This is a genomic window from Aeromonas cavernicola, from assembly GCF_002795305.1.
GTDB classification, from domain to species: Bacteria; Pseudomonadota; Gammaproteobacteria; order Enterobacterales; family Aeromonadaceae; genus Aeromonas; species Aeromonas cavernicola.
The window spans coordinates 20,539-37,234 of sequence record NZ_PGGC01000100.1 but is presented as its reverse complement, the minus strand read 5'-3'; the positions used below and the strand labels follow the sequence as shown (position 1 = coordinate 37,234).

Here is a 16,696-nt window from a genome sequence, read left to right as displayed (position 1 = left end):
CTGCTGCTGCAACAGGGCAAGACAGATGCCGCCATGACCCAGCTCGCCGCCATCAAATCGGTAAAAGGCGAGCAAGGCAATCGTGCCAAGGCACTGCTGGTGCAAGCACACCTCAATAAAGAGCAGTATGGCCAAGCGCTGGAACTGGCCCGTGAGCTGCAACAACAAGCCCAGTGGCAGCAAAAGGCCACCAGCTGGGTGAACTACATTCAAGCGCAGCGGGAAGAGTTAACTAAGAGCTCAGCCTAAGCGTCGCACATCACGCTATTGGGTGACATAACACAAGGGCGACTGCCGTTAGGGAGTCGCCCTTGTCCTACAGACCTGTTATCCCCTTAGATTATCCCCCCAGATAGGCTTGGCGCACGGCCGGATTAGCCAGTAGGGCGGCCCCGGTGTCTTGCAGCACCACGTGGCCGTTCTCCAGCACATAACCGCGGTCGGCCAGCTTGAGCGCTTGGTTAGCGTTCTGCTCCACCAGAAAGATGGTCATCCCCTGCTGGCGCAGCTGCTCTATGGTGTCGAAGATCTGCTGGATGACGATGGGAGCCAGCCCCAGCGAGGGTTCATCCAGCAGCAGCAGGCGCGGCTTGCTCATCAGGGCGCGGCCGATGGCCAGCATCTGTTGCTCGCCGCCGGACATGGTGCCCGCCCGCTGTGCCAGCCGCTCGTGCAGGCGCGGGAACAGGGTGAATACCTGATCCAGCAGGCCATGCTGCTCGGCTTTGTCGACGAAGAAGGCCCCCATCAGCAGGTTCTCCTCCACCGTCAGGCGGGCGAAAATGCGGCGCCCCTCCGGCACCACGGCGATATCCTTGCGCATAATGCGAGCGGTGCTGAGAGAGCTGATCTGCTCCCCCTCAAACCAGATGGAGCCGCTGCTGGGTTTGGGCTCGCCGCACAGGGTCATCAACAGGGTGGTCTTGCCCGCGCCGTTGGCACCGATCAGGGTGACGATTTCCCCCTCTTTCACCTCGACGCTGACGTCGTGCAGCGCCTGAATTTTGCCGTAGTGGGTCGATACGTTGCGAAGTTCTAACATCTTGATTCCCTAGGTCCTACGATTCGCCCAGATAGGCCTTGATCACGGCCGGATTGTTGCGGATCTCATCCGGCTTGCCATGAGCCAGCGGCGTACCCTGACTGACCACGAAGATGCGGTTAGAGATCTCCATCACCAGCTTCATATCGTGCTCAATCAATAGCACCGAGACCCCGAATTCATCCCGTAATTGGGTGATCAGAGTGTTTAATTGGTCGGTCTCGTGCGGGTTGAGGCCTGCGGCAGGCTCATCTAGCATCAATAACTCGGGGCGTGCGGCCATGCAGCGGGCAATCTCAAGGCGGCGCTGCTGGCCGTAGGCCAGATTGCCAGCGGGGCGATTAGCAAGGTCGGTCAGCCCCACTTTATCCAGCCAGAACGCCGCTCGTTCCAACCCTTCTGCTTCGGCGCGGCGAAAGGCAGGGGTCTTGAACAGCCCAGCCAGAAAACCGGTGTTGAGGTGCTGGTGCTGGGCCACCAGCAGGTTCTCCACTACCGTCATCTCCTTGAACAGCCGCACGTGCTGGAAGGTCCGCACGATCCCCTTGCGGGCGATGAGGTGGCCGGGCAATCCCTGAATCTGCTCACCCTTGTAGCGGATGGTGCCGCCACTGGGGCGGTAGAAGCCAGTCAGGCAGTTGAAGATAGTGGTCTTGCCCGCACCGTTGGGACCGATGATGGAGATCACCTCGCCGGGTTCGACATCCAGTTTGACCCCATTGACCGCCAATAACCCTCCGAAGCGCATCGACAGATCAGAGACTTCCATTAACTTCTGATGAGTACTCATTTCTGCAACTCCAGATGGGGACGGGTCATCGGCAGCAATCCTTGTGGCCGCCAGATCATCATGAACACCATCAACAGGCCGAACATCAGCATGCGGTACTCGTTGAACTCGCGGGCCAGCTCCGGCAGCACCGTCATCACGATGGCCGCCAGCACTACCCCGATCTGGGAACCCATACCGCCCAGCACCACAATCGCCAGCACAATGGCCGACTCGATAAAGACGAAGGATTCTGGGCTGATAAAGCCCTGCCGCGAGGCGAAGAAGCTGCCCGCAAACCCCGCAAAAGTGGCGCCGATGGTGAAGGCGGTCAGCTTGATGATGGTGGGGTTGAGCCCCAGTGATTTACAGGCGATTTCGTCTTCTCGCAGCGCTTCCCAGGCGCGGCCCAGCGGCATCCGCAGCAAGCGGTTGATGACGAACAGGGTCACCACCACCAGCACCAGCGCCATCAGGTAGAGGAAAATCACCTTATGGTTGGCGTTGTAGGTAATGCCAAAGAAGTTGTGGAAGGTATCAAAGCCGCCATCCTTGACGGTGCGGTTGAATTCCAGCCCCCCGAGAGTCGGCTTGGGAATGCCGGAGATCCCGTTCGGGCCGCCGGTCAGGCTGGTCATGTTGTTGAGCAGGATGCGGATGATCTCGCCAAAGCCCAGCGTCACGATAGCCAGATAATCCCCCCGCAGCCGCAGCACCGGGAAGCCAAGCAGGAAGCCGAACGTGGCCGCCATCAACCCGGCGATGGGCAGGCACTCCCAGAAGCTCAGCCCGAAGTAGGTGTTGAGCAGGGCATAGCTGTAGGCGCCGACCGCGTAGAAGCCGACATAGCCGAGATCGAGCAGACCGGCGAGGCCAACCACCACGTTGAGCCCCAGCCCCAGCATGATGTAAATCAGGGTGAGGGTGGCGAGATCGATGGCACCGCGAGAGGCCATAAAGGGCCAGCTCACCGCGAACAGCAGCACCAGCACGGCGGTGAGGTTATAGAGCTTGGGCGCCTCCTCCGGGCTCGGCAGCACCAGCTTGGTGAAGCCGACCGAGAAGCCGCTGATGGAGGCCTGAAACAGCCGTGCGATCTGACCGCGCAGCAGCTGGAACCAGAAAACGAGGGTGGCGCCCCCCAGCAGCCAAGCCAGCGACACATCGAGGCGGCTCACCACCTGCAAGCTGGCCCCGCTGGTCTCTAACTTGAAGCCGAGTAGCCAGAAGGAGAGCACCAACAAGACCAGACTGGCGATAGAAGCGTGGATAAATTGATGTTTCATCACACGTTCTCCACTGCCGGACGACCGAGAATGCTGAATATGGACATAAACAGCAGCACAAGAGCATGCATAGATTGGTTGTTCATACCTTCTCGACCTCCGGGCGGCCTAGGATGCCGGTGGGCATAAAGAGCAACACAAAAATCAGCAGGGCAAACGCCATCACATCCTTGTATTCGGTGCTGAGATAACCGGCGGTGAGCGCTTCCACCACCCCCAGCAGCAGGCCACCGAGTACGGCGCCCGGAATGCTGCCGATACCGCCCAATACCGCGGCGGTGAAGGCCTTCAGACCGGCCATAAAGCCGAGATAGGGGTTGATGACGCCGTAATACATGCCAAGCAGCACCCCAGCCACGGCGGCTAGCGCAGCCCCCAGCACGAAGGTGATAGAGATGACCACATGGGTGTCTATCCCTAACAGGTTGGCCATCTTGATGTCTTCCGAACAGGCGCGGCAGGCGCGGCCCATGCGGGAGCGGTTGATGAACTGGGTCAGCGCCAGCATGGTGATGAAGGTCACCACGAAGATGATCAGCTGCATGTAAGAGAGGCTGGCCTGAAAACCATCCTCGCCGCCGAGGGTCCAGCCACCGGAGATCAGGCTGGGCATGGCGATATCGCGCGAGCCCTGCGCCATCCGCATCATGTTCTGCAAGAAGATCGACATGCCGATGGCGGAGATGAGGGGGATCAGTCGATTGCCGCCGCGCAGCGGCCGATAGGCAACCCGCTCGATGCTCCAACCGTAGCTGCCGGTGATGATGATACTGACTAGGAAGGCGCCCCCTAGCAGCAGAACGGTGCTGTCGATGCCCATCATCATGAGCCCCGCCATCACCATGAAAGCGACATAGGAGCCGATCATGTAAACCTCGCCGTGGGCGAAGTTGATCATACCGATGATGCCATAGACCATGGTGTAGCCGATGGCGATCAAGGCATAGGTGCTGCCTATGGTTAATCCGTTCAGCAGTTGCTGGACGAGATAGAGGAGGTGTTCGGACATACTGCGTTCCCTGTACTTGCCCGCAAAAAGAGAGGAGGGGTGAGTCAATTCACCCCTGATCAGCAGATTACTTGAGTTGGCTAGAGGTACCGTCGGCGTGCCATTGGAACACCCCGAATTCGAAGCCCTTCAAATCACCATTAGAGGACCAGCTCAAGGGTCCCATCACGGTATCGACAGGGCCAGCTTTAATGGCCGCCGCCACGGCCGCCGGGTCATTCTCACCCGCCTTGGTAATGCCCGCCGCCAGCACCTGCACGGCTGCATAGGTGGTCCAGACAAACGGGCCGGAGGAGTCGAGGCCTTGGGCTTTGAACGCGGCAACCAATGGGGCATTGGCAGGTACTAAGTCATATTTGTTCGGCAGGGTCACTAGCAACCCTTCGGAAGCTGGGCCACCGATGGCGGAGATATCCTTGTTGCCTACCCCTTCCGGGCCCATGAACTTGGCTTTCAGCCCTTTTTCGCCAGCCTGACGCAGGATCAGCCCCAGCTCTGGGTGATAGCCGCCGTAGTAGACGAAATCAACGTTCTCTTTTTGCAGCTTGGCGATCAGGGCGGAGAAGTCCTTGTCACCGGCGGTGATCCCTTCAAAGGCCACCACATTCACGCCGGCTTTGTCGAGCGCCGCTTTGACGCTGGAGGCAATGCCTTCACCGTACTGCTTCTTGTCATGGATCACCGCAACCCGCTGAGGTTTAGCCTGTTCGATGATGTATTTGGCAGCGGTCGGGCCTTGATCGCTATCTAACCCAATGGTGCGTAAGACCAGCTCATAGCCCCGCTCGGTGATTTTGGGGTTGGTGGAGGCGGGAGTGACGATCAGGATCCCCTCGTCTTCATAGATGTCGGAGGCGGGCAGGGTGTTATCAGAGCAGAGGTGGCCGACCACAAATCTCACCCCATCGTTCACCACCTTGTTGGCAACGGCCACCGCCTGTTTGGGGTCGCACGCATCGTCATAAATCACCGCTTCAATTTGCTTACCAGCAATACCGCCCGCTTTATTGATCTGCTCAACTGCCATCTTGCCGCCGGTGAACTGCATATCACCATATTGAGCAACCGGGCCAGTCACTGGGCCTGCAATACCGATTTTGATGGTATCGGCTGCATGAGCCACAAACACTGCGCCAAACAGCGCCAAAGAAACAGCCGCATTTACTGCTTTTCTGCCTAATTTATTCATTGATTCATCCCTTAATCAGTAGATTATTTCACGCTTTGTGTGTCATTCCGGACCGACTCTTGCCACGCCCAGCAATAAAACATGGTTCTATCACCCCTCGCCAGCCAATAACAAGCGATTAAAGCAGGCCCTGAGAGTGGTGTAATGCCAGTAGCAGTGAGCTAATGACTAATTTGTTATATAAATGCCGCATTTAATTTTTATCCATTATGCAACATTTAATAAAACACTGCATAACAGCCAGAATGACAGAATAAAAAACTGACGGAACATTAGCCTGATGGCGCTCCCAATTTGACCAAAATCTGTTTGCGCAAACGGGGGGCAACGCCTAGATTAGCCAGCGTTAAACGCACATCGGCAGCCCAGTGAAAACCAAGCCTTGGTTCGGGAAATCTGTTAATGTTGCGCCCCTTTTATTTTCAGGAGACAGAGATGGCCACCATTAAAGATGTCGCCTCACGGGCGGGCGTATCCATCTCCACCGTCTCGCATGTACTCAACCACACCCGCCGGGTCAGCGAAGATGCGACCCAGAAAGTGCTTGAGGCGGTGGCAGCACTCAACTATGCACCCAACTCGGTTGCGCGTAGTCTCAAGATCAATTCGACCAAGACCATCGGGATGCTGGTAACCACCAGCGTCAATCCCTTTTTTGCCGAAGTGGTGCAAGGGGTCGAGGCTTACTGCTTTGAGCAGGGTTATAGCCTGATTTTGTGTAACACCGAGAACCAACCGGCACGCCAGCAGCACTACTTAAAGATGCTGATGGAGAAGCGGGTTGATGGACTGCTGGTGCTGGGCACCGACATCGACACCCCGCTGCGTGACATGTTGCGCATCCACAAGAACGTGCCACAAGTGGTACTGGATTGGGGCACTGAGTGTGATTTTGCCAACGTGATCAACGATAACGCGCGTAAGGGAGCCCAGATGGCCGCGCGTCATCTGTTAGAAGAGGGGCACCGCAACATTGTTTGCATCACCGGTCATCTGGCTAAACCGACCACCCAACAGCGCTTGGATGGGGTAAGGGATGCCTTTAGTGAGCTGGGCCTGACGCTAAGCGATGGGCAGATTTTCGAAGGGGATTACGAGAGCCAGAGTGGGTTTGATGCCATGCAGCGCATTTTAGCGCTCACGCCCCGCCCGACAGCGGTGTTTGCCTTTGATGACCCGATGGCGATCGGGGCAATCTGCGCCGCTTGGGAAGCTGGCGTCCAGGTGCCAGATGATATCTCGGTTATCGGTTACGACGACGTCGAAATGGCCCGTTTTGCTAGCCCACCGCTAACCACTATCCGCCACCCCAAGGCTGAATTGGGCCTGCTCGCGGTGCGACAATTGGTCAATCGGCTGCGTAATAAAGAGCTGGAAGTGGAGTCGATGACCGTGGAGCCGGAGCTGATTATCCGCCGCTCGGTTAAATCACTGCGCTAACCCAACTGCCCCTTCACCCTGAGGGGGCCGTTTTCAGCTATCCCAACACCAGCGGTGTTGAGCATTGCGCGCCCTTAGCGGCTTACCCCCTCACTCCCTCGTCATGTCGTCATGTCGTCATGTCGTCATTTGATGATCGCACATACGTCTTCCATGATGGCGGTTCTGTATTACTCGGTTTTACCCTATGGTGGAAGGAATTAGCGATCGCGGCGATGACCATAGCGCCCAGCCCGCTCACCGCTTCATCATGATAACCCACGCCCCGTCAGGGGAGTGACAACCGGGAGAGTACCGATGCGACATTGTCTGGTCATGGGGGCAGCTGGATATATCGGCTCCTATCTGGTGCCCTATCTGCAGCAACTAGGCTATCAAGTAACGGCCGGAGCGCGGCGCCCTTGCCGTCTGCCAGATGGAGTGGCCTTGCGGCTCGCCGACAGCCTGAAACCCGAGACCTTACCCCCAGCCCTAGCAGGGGTGGATACCGTCTTTTATCTGGTTCATGCCATGGGGGCTGGCGCTGGTTTTCACCGGCTGGAACAGCAGGGCGTCAAGAACTTTGCCGCTGCCGCCCACGCTGCTGGGGTTCGCCGCATCATCTATCTGGGAGCGATCCAGCCTGAGCCATGCCATAGCCGCCACCTCAACTCCCGCCGCTATTGCGGCGAGCTATTTCGCGAGTCAGGTGTCCCAACGGTGGAGCTGCGCGCTGGCATTATTATTGGGCCTGGTTCCGCTGCGTTTGAGGTGATGCGAGACTTGGTGTTCAATCTGCCGATGATGGTGACCCCAAAGTGGGTGCGCTCACGAACCCCCCCCATCGCCCTCTCCAACCTGCTTCACTATCTGGGTGGACTCATCGAAGCGGACGGCGTCGCAGGCCACATTTTTAATGCCGCAGGCCCTGAATTACTCAGCTATCAAGCCCAGTTACAGCGCTTCGCCGCTCACATCGGTAAGCGCTGTCCGATCATTCCGCTGCCATTTTTAAGCCCCAAGCTCTCTTCGTGGTGGCTGCAATTTGTGACCTCAGTGCCACAACCAGTAGCCAAAGCGCTGGTGGGCGGGCTGAAGCACGATATTCCCGCCGACGATGGTCCACTCCGAGCCCTGCTGCCACAAACCTTGCTCAGTTTTGATGATGCCCTAGCCGAAAGTTTGGCGCTGGAGCAGCAACTCGGAGCCGAGCAGCAAGAGCAGGAGACCCCACTTGGCCTGCGTTGGCGCCATCCTGAATATGGGTTTTATGATCGCACCGCCAGCGGCGAGGCCAACTGCCTCGCCACGCCCGAGGTGGTGTGGCAGGTGCTGGCGCAGTTGGGGGGCGAGCCGCGTTACTTCTATATGAATGGGTTATGGGTCGTGCGTGAATGGATGGATCACCTCATTGGCGGCCCAGCTCGAACCCGTGGTCGAACCAACCCCGATCGTTTCGTGAAGGGCGATATGTTGGACTCGTGGCAAATCATCGGGGTGGATGAGGGGCGCCGACTCGATCTGTTGTTCAACATGAAAGCCCCCGGTGTCGGCCGGCTGGAGTTCAATATCCTCCCCGAAGCCTCTGGCTTGACCCGCATCACCGTGACCGCCCATTGGCATCCCCAAGGGGCATGGGGGCTTGCCTACTGGCTCGCCATGTTGCCGTTTCACCTGTTTATCTTTCAGGGCATGACCGAGGCCATCGCTAAAACTGCAGAGGCCAACGCAGGCATCCCGGTCATGGACTAACAACCCATGCCACTTGGCTAGGTGATGTGCACGCTTGGCGGAGTGGCATCTTCGCATAGTAGATAGAGGCAACCGTGTCGCGGCGTAGGTAGTGGCTTGGCTCACCGTACCGATGAGACCCACCTCGGTGAGCGTTCACTGGACAAACAAAAACCCCCGAGGTGGCTACATCGGGGGTTTACAGTGTTAGGCGTGTCTCGACTATGTGAAAAACTAATTGATTAGCAATCAGATAGCAGATGCGGCTCTTTATCGCTGTTTACATCCTCGCCATTCAGATGGCGTATCAGTGCAGACCCGCGACATATTTTGCCAGCACCTCAATATCCTGATCGGTCAGCTTTTTCGCCACATCACGCATCATGCTGTTAGGATCATTATCGCGCGCGCCCGCTCGGAACTTAGTGAGCTGATCTTTGATATAGGCGGGATGCTGGCCAGCAAGGTTTGGATATTTGGCTTGCTCAACTCCAGAACCACGTGGGCCATGGCAAGAGGTACAAGCGGCAAGACCACGGCTGATATCGCCGCCCATGTAAAGGGTTTTACCTGCTTCAGCGGCATCATCAGGCACCGCGATAGGTGTCACCTTTTGCGCCGAAAAATAGGCGGCCAAATCATCCATATCTTGCTCAGACAGGGGAAGCGCCATCGGCCCCATCACCGGTGCAACACGCCCTGGTTGACCAGATGCAGCGGCTTTGAGTTCAACTAATTGCTTTTTGAGATATGATGCGTGCTGACCAGCAATTTTGGGGTACATATCAAGCAGGCTGTTACCGTCCGGTCCATGGCAAGCTGCACACACGGCAGCTTTGGTTTGTCCGGCAGCGGCATCACCTTTGGCTTGTGCCATCCCCGTTACGCCAACCAGCAGAGCAAAAGTAATGACTAAGTTCTTCATGGCGTTCCAACTTTTCATTATTAGGCTTCCAGATCCCATGCCGCTGAAGGCATGTTAAAATAAACGCGTTAAAGCGACGCTATTTTACACCATTTCACAAAAAAGTAACTCTATAACCCTCTCTTCTCCATGGGGAAATTACGTTGGAATCACAAACTTTAAATTTCAATAAGGTGCATTTTGTGACCAGTGCGCCAGACATTCGCCATCTACCAAATGATGGGGGGGTCGAGATCGCGTTTGCTGGCCGCTCCAACGCGGGTAAATCCTCTGCATTGAATACCTTAACGAAACATAAGAACCTCGCGCGTACCAGTAAAACACCGGGGCGGACCCAGTTGATTAACCTGTTTGAGCTAGAGCCAGGCAAACGCTTAGTCGATCTGCCGGGTTATGGTTATGCCCAAGTACCGTTAGAAATGAAGCTAAAATGGCAAAAATCGCTGGCTGAGTATCTACAGCGTCGTGAGTCATTGAAAGGATTGGTAATTTTGATGGATATTCGTCATCCGCTTAAAGAAACGGATATGAATATGCTGGAGTGGAGTGCGCACCGTCAGTTACCGGTTATGTTACTGCTGACCAAAGCCGATAAATTGAGCCCTGGCCCACGTAACAATCAAGTGATCAAGGTGCGTAATGCCGTCGTCAATCTCGGCCCACAGATTCAAGTCGAGGCATTCTCCTCCCTTAACAATATTGGCGTAGACAAGCTAACGCAGACATTAAGCGCTTGGTATCTGGCAAACGCTGCAGCGGGATCAGAACAAGACGAGCCAGACCTTCACGAAGAGTAAGCAAGGCAGACGATGGCAACAATGAGCGGAGCACTTCTCCGCTGATTGAACCTAGGTCAAGCGCGTTAGCAGTAACCCCTGCCGATCTCACCATCAACGATCCGCCATCAACCGTGGTGTACCTTACCTAGCATCACGATTGCACTGACTACAGCTGCATCGACATATCTCAAACAAGCCCCTGTTCGTCCCGCTTTTGCACGTTGTCAGTCCATCTGGCAACACCGTTCGCCCCATCACAGATTCATTGGACCCAACTTATAACGAAAAACAGCTAAGAGAGGGACAACCTATCACCCTGCGCTTGTTGTTTTTATGTAAAAAATAATCAGTTAGGTAATAAAAAAACACACTCCATCTTGCTCGGCTAATAGACGGTCGTAACGGAGGGTGGAGGAGTTGTGATGCTAAGATGCGTCGCAATAAACAGATGAGATAAAAGGGGGAGGGGCAAAAATAACAGTTAAAAATCAATACAATAAAGTCACCCTTAAATGAAAAACATAAAAAGCAGACATAAAAAAATGCCCCGACGATAACTCATCGAGGCTGCTATATAGCCACATTTAAGTATGTGAAATAAAAGGTCTTTAAAGATAGAACATCTTACCTCTGTACCCTACGTGAAAAATTTTATAGCAAAACAGCAATCAATGAAAGTAAGTTTTGTAATTAAATTTCATTTTTTTGTTTAAATAAAAAAATCCCCAGCATCAAGGCTGGGGAAGATATAAGCAGAACATGTCGTTGCTCCGCTATCTGGCTGACCATCTGTATCGCGGCAGGTTCAGATGCACTGATCCATATCTAATGAGGGTTTATCGCATTCAGGGTGGCCGACTATCTTAGCTGGCACCCCAGCAACGGTGGTATGCGCAGGGACTGGGTTTATCACCACACTGCCAGCACCAATTTTAGCCCCGACCCCCACCTCGATATTACCCAGCACTTTAGCTCCCGCACCGATCATCACACCTTCGCGAATTTTAGGATGACGATCACCACTCTCTTTGCCTGTTCCGCCGAGGGTCACGCTTTGCAAAATAGAGACATCATCCTCAATCACGGCGGTTTCTCCCACCACGATACCAGTGGCATGGTCAAACATGATCCCTTTGCCAATCCGCGCGGCAGGATGCACATCGACTCCAAACACCACCGAGATCTGGTTTTGCAGATAAAGTGCCAATGGGCGACGACCATGGCGCCATAACCAGTTAGCAACCCGATAGCCTTGCAGGGCATGAAAGCCTTTCAAATAGAGGAGCGGGGTGGAAAAAAGATCGACCGCAGGGTCCCGCTCTTGCACCGCGCAAATATCGGCAGCCACCACGTCCAGTAGTCTGGGTTCACTGCGCAGCGCGAGTTCTATCACTTCGCGCAAAGCAATCGCTGGCATGGTGGTGCTATCTAGCTTATTCGCCAGCTGGAAACTCAGGGCTGACAGCAGATTCTTATGATTAAGAATGGTGGAGTGAAAGAAACTGGCCAACATAGGCTCTTCAGCCACCAGACATAACGCTTCTTGCTGAATTTTTTGCCACGTGTTGGCAACCAAATCATCCATGTGTTGCAACCTACTTATTGTTCTGGGTGAGGACTCTGCTGCTCTTTCATGAGTACCGAAACTGGGTCCATATGAATAATGATGTCTATGCGATCAAATTCCTGAAGCACCGCGCGCTCGACTTCATCGGCGATGTGGTGAGCATTGACCAAAGGAAGCTGGTCATCTAATTCCAAATGGAGTTGCACAAACCGAGTGGGGCCAGACTGACGAGTGCGCAGATCATGCACCCCATGTACCCCAGCGACAGCGCAACAAAGGGTCATTATTCTCGCTTGTTCTTCCGCTGGCAACTGGCGATCGAGCAACGCTTGTACCGATTCGTAACCTATGTGGCTCGCCCCCCACAACAAGAACAAGCCGATCAAGATAGCAAAAAGGCCGTCAGCCCAAAACCAGCCTTGTCCTGCTAATACCAGTGCGAGCAAGACCCCCACATTCAGCAACAAATCAGAGCGATAGTGCAACATGTCTGCTTTTATCGCCACGCTCCCCGTCTTACTAATCACAACACGTTGGAAACCAACCAGTAACAGGGTTAGCACAATCGAGCCCACGCTAACCCACATACCGGCTTCCAACCTCTGGATCGGCGCCTGATTAAGTAAGGAGGAGATGCCGTGCATCACCAGCAATAGGGCAGAACCTGAAATAAATGCCGATTGGATCAGGCCCGCGAGTGACTCCGCCTTACCATGGCCAAAGCGGTGCTCATCATCGGCAGGGGCGAGTGCATAACGGATAGCCAATAAATTGATGATGGACGCACTCACGTCCATCAACGAGTCGGTGAGAGAAGCAAGCAGGCTCGACGCGTCGGTCATTAACCAAGCAATCAACTTACCAATGATCAGCAAGGTTGCAGTGCTAACAGCGGCCACGCTAGCCCATGTCACCCAGCGAGAATAGAGTTGATGGCTCAATATCGGCTTTCCTCTAACAGTTAAAAATTTATTATACCCTGACCCCAGCGTTAGTTTGGCGCGAAAAATCCGTGGAATCACTTCAGATGAACAGAATACTGCTGGTCGATGACGATCTTGAACTGACCCAACTACTCACCGAAATTCTGACCTTGGAAGGCTTTCAAGTGATTGTTGCCGAAAACGGCGAAGAAGGTCTGCAGCGGATAGCGGAACAGGATTTCAATCTGATACTGCTGGACGTCATGATGCCTAAACTCAATGGCTTTGCGATGCTAACCACCCTTCGTAAGACGCACGAAACCCCAGTATTAATGCTAACAGCACGGGGGGATAGCCAAGATCGCATCAACGGGCTAGAAGCCGGAGCCGATGACTATCTCGCAAAACCATTCGATGATCGGGAGCTGCTAGCCCGAGTACGCGCCATCTTGCGCAGAACCCAACCCCCTCAATCAGCGCGTGGTGGCTACGATGAAGTGCACTTTATGGATATTGTGCTTCAACCCGGTCTGCAGCAAGCACGCTGTGGTGAACAACGATTGGAGTTAACCGCAACCGAGTTTGGCTTGTTGGAGTGCCTCCTGCGTCATCCCGGCCACATTGTCAGCAAAAGTCTCTTGTCGGAGCAGGTGATTGGTAAAAAACTGACCCCCTTTGATCGCACTATCGACATGCACTTAAGCAACCTTCGCAAAAAGCTGCCAGAGCGGGCAGATGGCCAGCCTCGCTTCAAAACAGTGCGGGGACGGGGGTACTTGTGGCTAGAACAGTAATCAAAGATGTCGCCTCTCTCGATGGCCTTTCCACCCAGATTTTTCTGTGGTTCTGGCTCATTTTACTGATCATGCTGGCTGCCGTTATCAGCTTGCCAAATCTTGATCCGCGCAATCAACTACCGCTACCAAGCCATGAAATCGGGCGGATGCAGCACAATGTCAATATCCTCAAACAGGCAGCGGACCCGAGCCGGGATTTCGATTTAACCCGCGCGATGAAAAACATCACCATGCTGCCGGTAGATAACGTTTATGTTCGTAGCAGCAATGGCCAGATCCAATCCACCATTCATCCCCACAAATTTGTGGTTCGTTTTATGGTCGACGCCGACTCTCCTGCCAACCCCATGCTCGGCCACGAAAAAAACAACGCAATCGCCGGTCCCTTTCTGATGGAGCATCGCGGCCAGCAATACCATGTGTACTTTGGCCTGAATGTGGATACGCCTTACCTGTTTATGTTTATCCAAATCTTGGATCACCCGATCCGGATTCTCGGCGTCGCCATGCTCGTGAGCACGCCCTTGTGTCTGTTGCTAGCATGGCGATTGACTCGCCCTATTTTGCGATTACAACGTGCCGTCTCTCAGCTCGCTACCGGTAACTTGGCTGTGCAGATCCCTAACTTGGGGCGACGCGATGAAATAGGCCAATTGGCCGATCATGTCCGAGAGATGGTAGAAACGCTTAAGTGCATGATAAAAAAACAGAAACAACTTCTTTCTGACATATCCCACGAGCTGCGCAGCCCGTTAACCAGAATGCAACTGGCGCAAGCGCTCATCCGTCGTAAGCAGGGGGACAGCGCGGAACTGGCGCGCATCGAGTTAGAGATTACCAAGTTGGATAAATTAATCGGCGATCTGCTCGACCTCTCGCGGGTGCAGCAACATACAGAAGCACCGGAGCGACGGGCATTAGCCCACCTATTAGAACCCCTCCTCGAAGATGCGATGTTTGAGGCCAATCAGAGCGGCAAACAACTACAACTGCCTCACCTACCGACAGAGTCAACCATGATGTGGCCAGCGTTGCTCGCGAGGGCCATCGAAAATCCGCTACGCAACGCCCTCAAATATGGCCAAGAGTTTATCTGGGTGGATTGGTATCGGGAGCAAGAGATGTGGGTCATGACGATTCGTGATGATGGGCCAGGCGTGCCCGATGCTCAGCAAGCCCAACTATTTCTGCCCTTTTTCCGCGCAGATGATGCACGTAATAATAAAACAGGTGGCACCGGGCTTGGCCTAGCAATCGCTCATGAGGCCATTTTGCGCCATGGTGGCACCATTACCGCCAGTAACCATTACCCGACAGGGCTGATGATCACCATTCGCCTACCCATTGCCTGACTCTTTCCATCCAGACGGGCGCTGGGTATGCTGGCGCCCCTTAAATTCCGCTGCAGGATCGTCCCATGCTCGACATTGTGCTCTATCAACCAGAGATCCCCCCCAACACCGGTAACATCATTCGGCTTTGTGCTAACACCGGTTATCGATTGCACTTGATCGAACCGCTAGGCTTTGAGTGGGATGACAAACGAGTAAGACGAGCAGGTCTCGATTATCACGAATTTGCGGAAGTGAAACGCTGGTCGAGTTATGAGCATTTTTTGACCGCAATCGCACCCCAGCGGGTATTTGCTTGCACCACCAAAGGGCGTACCGCTCACTCGGAGGCACAGTTTGTAGCCGGGGATGCCTTACTGTTTGGCCCCGAAAGCCGAGGGCTTCCGCAAGAGATCATTGATAGCCTGCCATTCGAGCAACGGCTGCGCATCCCCATGCTGCCCCAAAGTCGCAGCATGAACCTGTCGAATGCAGTGGCGGTATTTGTGTATGAAAGCTGGCGCCAGTTAAATTATCAGGGCGCCCTTTAGCAGCGAGATCCCATCAGTGGCGGGCAGTCAGTAACTGCCCACTTTGCTCTAGCCGCCAGCAAATAATGCCCAAGGTCATACCGCGAGCCACCATGAGGGCCGCCATCGCAGCCCACAATGCGGCCACCCCCCACTCCTGACACAACCACCAGACCGGGAAAAAGCCGCCAAATGCCGCCATTAGCATACTGTTACGCATTTCTCGGGCACGGGTGGCCCCGATAAAAATGCCATCAAGCAGAAAACACCAGACGGAGAGTAACGGCATGGCCACTAGCCAAGGGAGCTGACGGGTTGCCTCTGCGACCACTGCGGGAATATCGGTAATATGACCAATCAATTGGGTACCAAATAGAGCAAAAACCACGCTAAAACACAGAGCAATCAACCCTGCCCACCCCAGATTGAGCACGATGGCCTCGCGCAGTTGCTGGCGACTTTGTTGACCAATGGCACGTCCTACCATGGATTCAACTGCATAGGCAAAACCATCTAACCCATAAGAAGCCAGCATCATAAAGTTGAGCAGCACCGCATTGGCCGCTACCGCGATATCTCCCAAACGAGCGCCCTGGAGGGTCATGAACGCAAAACAGAGCTGCAAGCTAAGAGAGCGTAAAAAGATGTCTCGATTCAACCGCAGCAAGCTAACCAAGGGGGACAATTGCAACCAGCGCTGCCCCCCACCAGCCCACGCACCCGCGCTAAATTGCTGCAATTGACGGCGAACCAGCCACAACCCTAGTACCAGTGCACCGTAATCAGCCAGCACCGACGCAGCAGCCACCCCTTTCACTTGCCAATCAAACACGAGGACAAATAGCGTATCCAGTCCGATATTGACCAAGTTGGTGACGATCAACATCAACATCGGGCCACGCGCATCTTGCCGACCCAATAACCACCCCATCAATACCAGATTGCCAAGCGCCGCTGGCGCACTCCAAATACGAACCGCGACATACTGAGCTGCATAACGTTGCACTTGTTCAGATCCGCCACTCAAAGCAATCAACTTGGCGAGCAAGGGGGAGAGCAGCAGTAGCAGCAAGCCGAGCAACATGGCTAAGGAAAATGCCCGTAATAAGGTATCAATTTGGGCCCGTTGATCGTGCGCACCACAAGCCTGCGCAGTCAAACCGGTGGTGGACATGCGCAAAAAGCCAAGTAACCAAAAGAGCACATTGATAAAGGTCGCGCCGACCGACACCCCACCTAAAAACCAAGCCTGACCGAGATGGCCGATCACCCATGTGTCCACCAACCCGAGTAGTGGGGTGGTAATATTGGAAAACACCATGGGGAGGGCAAGCGCAAACAGCACCTTGTGACGTTCAGGGTCACGCCACCCACAACAGAAATCACACTGAGGTTTCAT

15 protein-coding genes and 1 pseudogene are annotated in these 16,696 nt (G+C 54.6%); 7 read left to right on the top strand and 9 right to left on the bottom strand.

Annotated elements, in window-relative coordinates:
* Window positions 1-249, top strand: a pseudogene (locus tag CUC53_RS11950) (hypothetical protein); the annotation flags it as partial.
* Window positions 250-340: 91 nt separating this feature from the next.
* On the opposite strand, the gene CUC53_RS11945 reads toward CUC53_RS11950, so the two are convergent.
* The 5 genes from CUC53_RS11945 to CUC53_RS11925 form a co-directional block, all read right to left on the bottom strand.
* Window positions 341-1,042: an ABC transporter ATP-binding protein gene (locus CUC53_RS11945; RefSeq protein ID WP_100294373.1), complete on the bottom strand. Its 702-nt coding sequence runs from the start codon at window positions 1,040-1,042 to the stop codon at window positions 341-343.
* A 16-nt stretch (window positions 1,043-1,058) separates the two neighbouring features.
* Complete coding sequence (gene livG / locus CUC53_RS11940; RefSeq protein WP_100294372.1) at window positions 1,059-1,832, bottom strand: high-affinity branched-chain amino acid ABC transporter ATP-binding protein LivG; 774 nt, start codon at window positions 1,830-1,832, stop codon at window positions 1,059-1,061.
* Window positions 1,829-3,097 (bottom strand): high-affinity branched-chain amino acid ABC transporter permease LivM, encoded by a 1,269-nt coding sequence (locus tag CUC53_RS11935; protein WP_167386744.1) that lies wholly within the window; start codon window positions 3,095-3,097, stop codon window positions 1,829-1,831. Before CUC53_RS11935 ends, livG begins: the two co-directional genes overlap by 4 nt.
* Window positions 3,098-3,179: 82 nt before the next feature.
* On the bottom strand, window positions 3,180-4,106 hold the full coding sequence (gene livH / locus CUC53_RS11930; RefSeq protein WP_100294370.1) for a high-affinity branched-chain amino acid ABC transporter permease LivH: 927 nt from the start codon (window positions 4,104-4,106) through the stop codon (window positions 3,180-3,182).
* A gap of 67 nt (window positions 4,107-4,173) precedes the next feature.
* Window positions 4,174-5,295, bottom strand: a complete 1,122-nt coding sequence (locus CUC53_RS11925; RefSeq protein WP_100294369.1) for a branched-chain amino acid ABC transporter substrate-binding protein — start codon at window positions 5,293-5,295, stop codon at window positions 4,174-4,176.
* Window positions 5,296-5,730: 435 nt separating this feature from the next.
* On the opposite strand from CUC53_RS11925, the gene CUC53_RS11920 reads away from it, so the two are divergent.
* Together CUC53_RS11920 and CUC53_RS11915 are read left to right on the top strand one after the other, a co-directional pair.
* The gene (locus CUC53_RS11920; protein ID WP_100294368.1) at window positions 5,731-6,735 is read left to right on the top strand and encodes a substrate-binding domain-containing protein; all 1,005 of its coding nucleotides are present in this window, start codon (window positions 5,731-5,733) and stop codon (window positions 6,733-6,735) included.
* Window positions 6,736-7,032: 297 nt separating this feature from the next.
* Window positions 7,033-8,466, top strand: a complete 1,434-nt coding sequence (locus CUC53_RS11915; RefSeq protein WP_100294367.1) for a DUF2867 domain-containing protein — start codon at window positions 7,033-7,035, stop codon at window positions 8,464-8,466.
* Window positions 8,467-8,752: 286 nt separating this feature from the next.
* On the opposite strand, the gene CUC53_RS11910 is transcribed toward CUC53_RS11915, so the two are convergent.
* Window positions 8,753-9,370 (bottom strand): c-type cytochrome, encoded by a 618-nt coding sequence (locus CUC53_RS11910; RefSeq protein ID WP_167386747.1) that lies wholly within the window; start codon window positions 9,368-9,370, stop codon window positions 8,753-8,755.
* Window positions 9,371-9,513: 143 nt separating this feature from the next.
* On the opposite strand from CUC53_RS11910, the gene yihA reads away from it, so the two are divergent.
* On the top strand, window positions 9,514-10,167 hold the full coding sequence (yihA, locus tag CUC53_RS11905; protein WP_100294365.1) for a ribosome biogenesis GTP-binding protein YihA/YsxC: 654 nt from the start codon (window positions 9,514-9,516) through the stop codon (window positions 10,165-10,167).
* Between the two features lie 787 nt (window positions 10,168-10,954).
* On the opposite strand, the gene cysE is transcribed toward yihA, so the two are convergent.
* Together cysE and fieF are read right to left on the bottom strand one after the other, a co-directional pair.
* The gene (gene cysE / locus CUC53_RS11900; protein WP_100294364.1) at window positions 10,955-11,734 is read right to left on the bottom strand and encodes a serine O-acetyltransferase; all 780 of its coding nucleotides are present in this window, start codon (window positions 11,732-11,734) and stop codon (window positions 10,955-10,957) included.
* A gap of 14 nt (window positions 11,735-11,748) precedes the next feature.
* Entirely contained in the window at window positions 11,749-12,657 is a 909-nt protein-coding gene (fieF, locus tag CUC53_RS11895; protein WP_100294363.1) for a cation efflux pump FieF, read from the bottom strand.
* Window positions 12,658-12,743: 86 nt separating this feature from the next.
* On the opposite strand from fieF, the gene CUC53_RS11890 reads away from it, so the two are divergent.
* The 3 genes from CUC53_RS11890 to trmL all read left to right on the top strand — a co-directional run bounded on the left by CUC53_RS11890 (window position 12,744) and on the right by trmL (window position 15,318).
* Window positions 12,744-13,433 carry a response regulator gene (locus CUC53_RS11890; RefSeq protein ID WP_100294362.1) on the top strand — a complete coding sequence of 230 codons (690 nt, stop codon included), beginning with the start codon at window positions 12,744-12,746 and terminating at the stop codon, window positions 13,431-13,433.
* Window positions 13,418-14,788, top strand: a complete 1,371-nt coding sequence (locus tag CUC53_RS11885; RefSeq protein WP_420808062.1) for an ATP-binding protein — start codon at window positions 13,418-13,420, stop codon at window positions 14,786-14,788. The genes CUC53_RS11890 and CUC53_RS11885 overlap by 16 nt, the downstream gene beginning before the upstream one ends.
* 65 nt (window positions 14,789-14,853) lie before the next feature.
* On the top strand, window positions 14,854-15,318 hold the full coding sequence (trmL, locus tag CUC53_RS11880) for a tRNA (uridine(34)/cytosine(34)/5-carboxymethylaminomethyluridine(34)-2'-O)-methyltransferase TrmL (RefSeq protein ID WP_100294361.1): 465 nt from the start codon (window positions 14,854-14,856) through the stop codon (window positions 15,316-15,318).
* A gap of 13 nt (window positions 15,319-15,331) precedes the next feature.
* Here trmL and CUC53_RS11875 read toward each other — a convergent pair whose 3' ends face one another.
* On the bottom strand, window positions 15,332-16,696 hold the full coding sequence (locus tag CUC53_RS11875) for an MATE family efflux transporter (protein ID WP_236757913.1): 1,365 nt from the start codon (window positions 16,694-16,696) through the stop codon (window positions 15,332-15,334).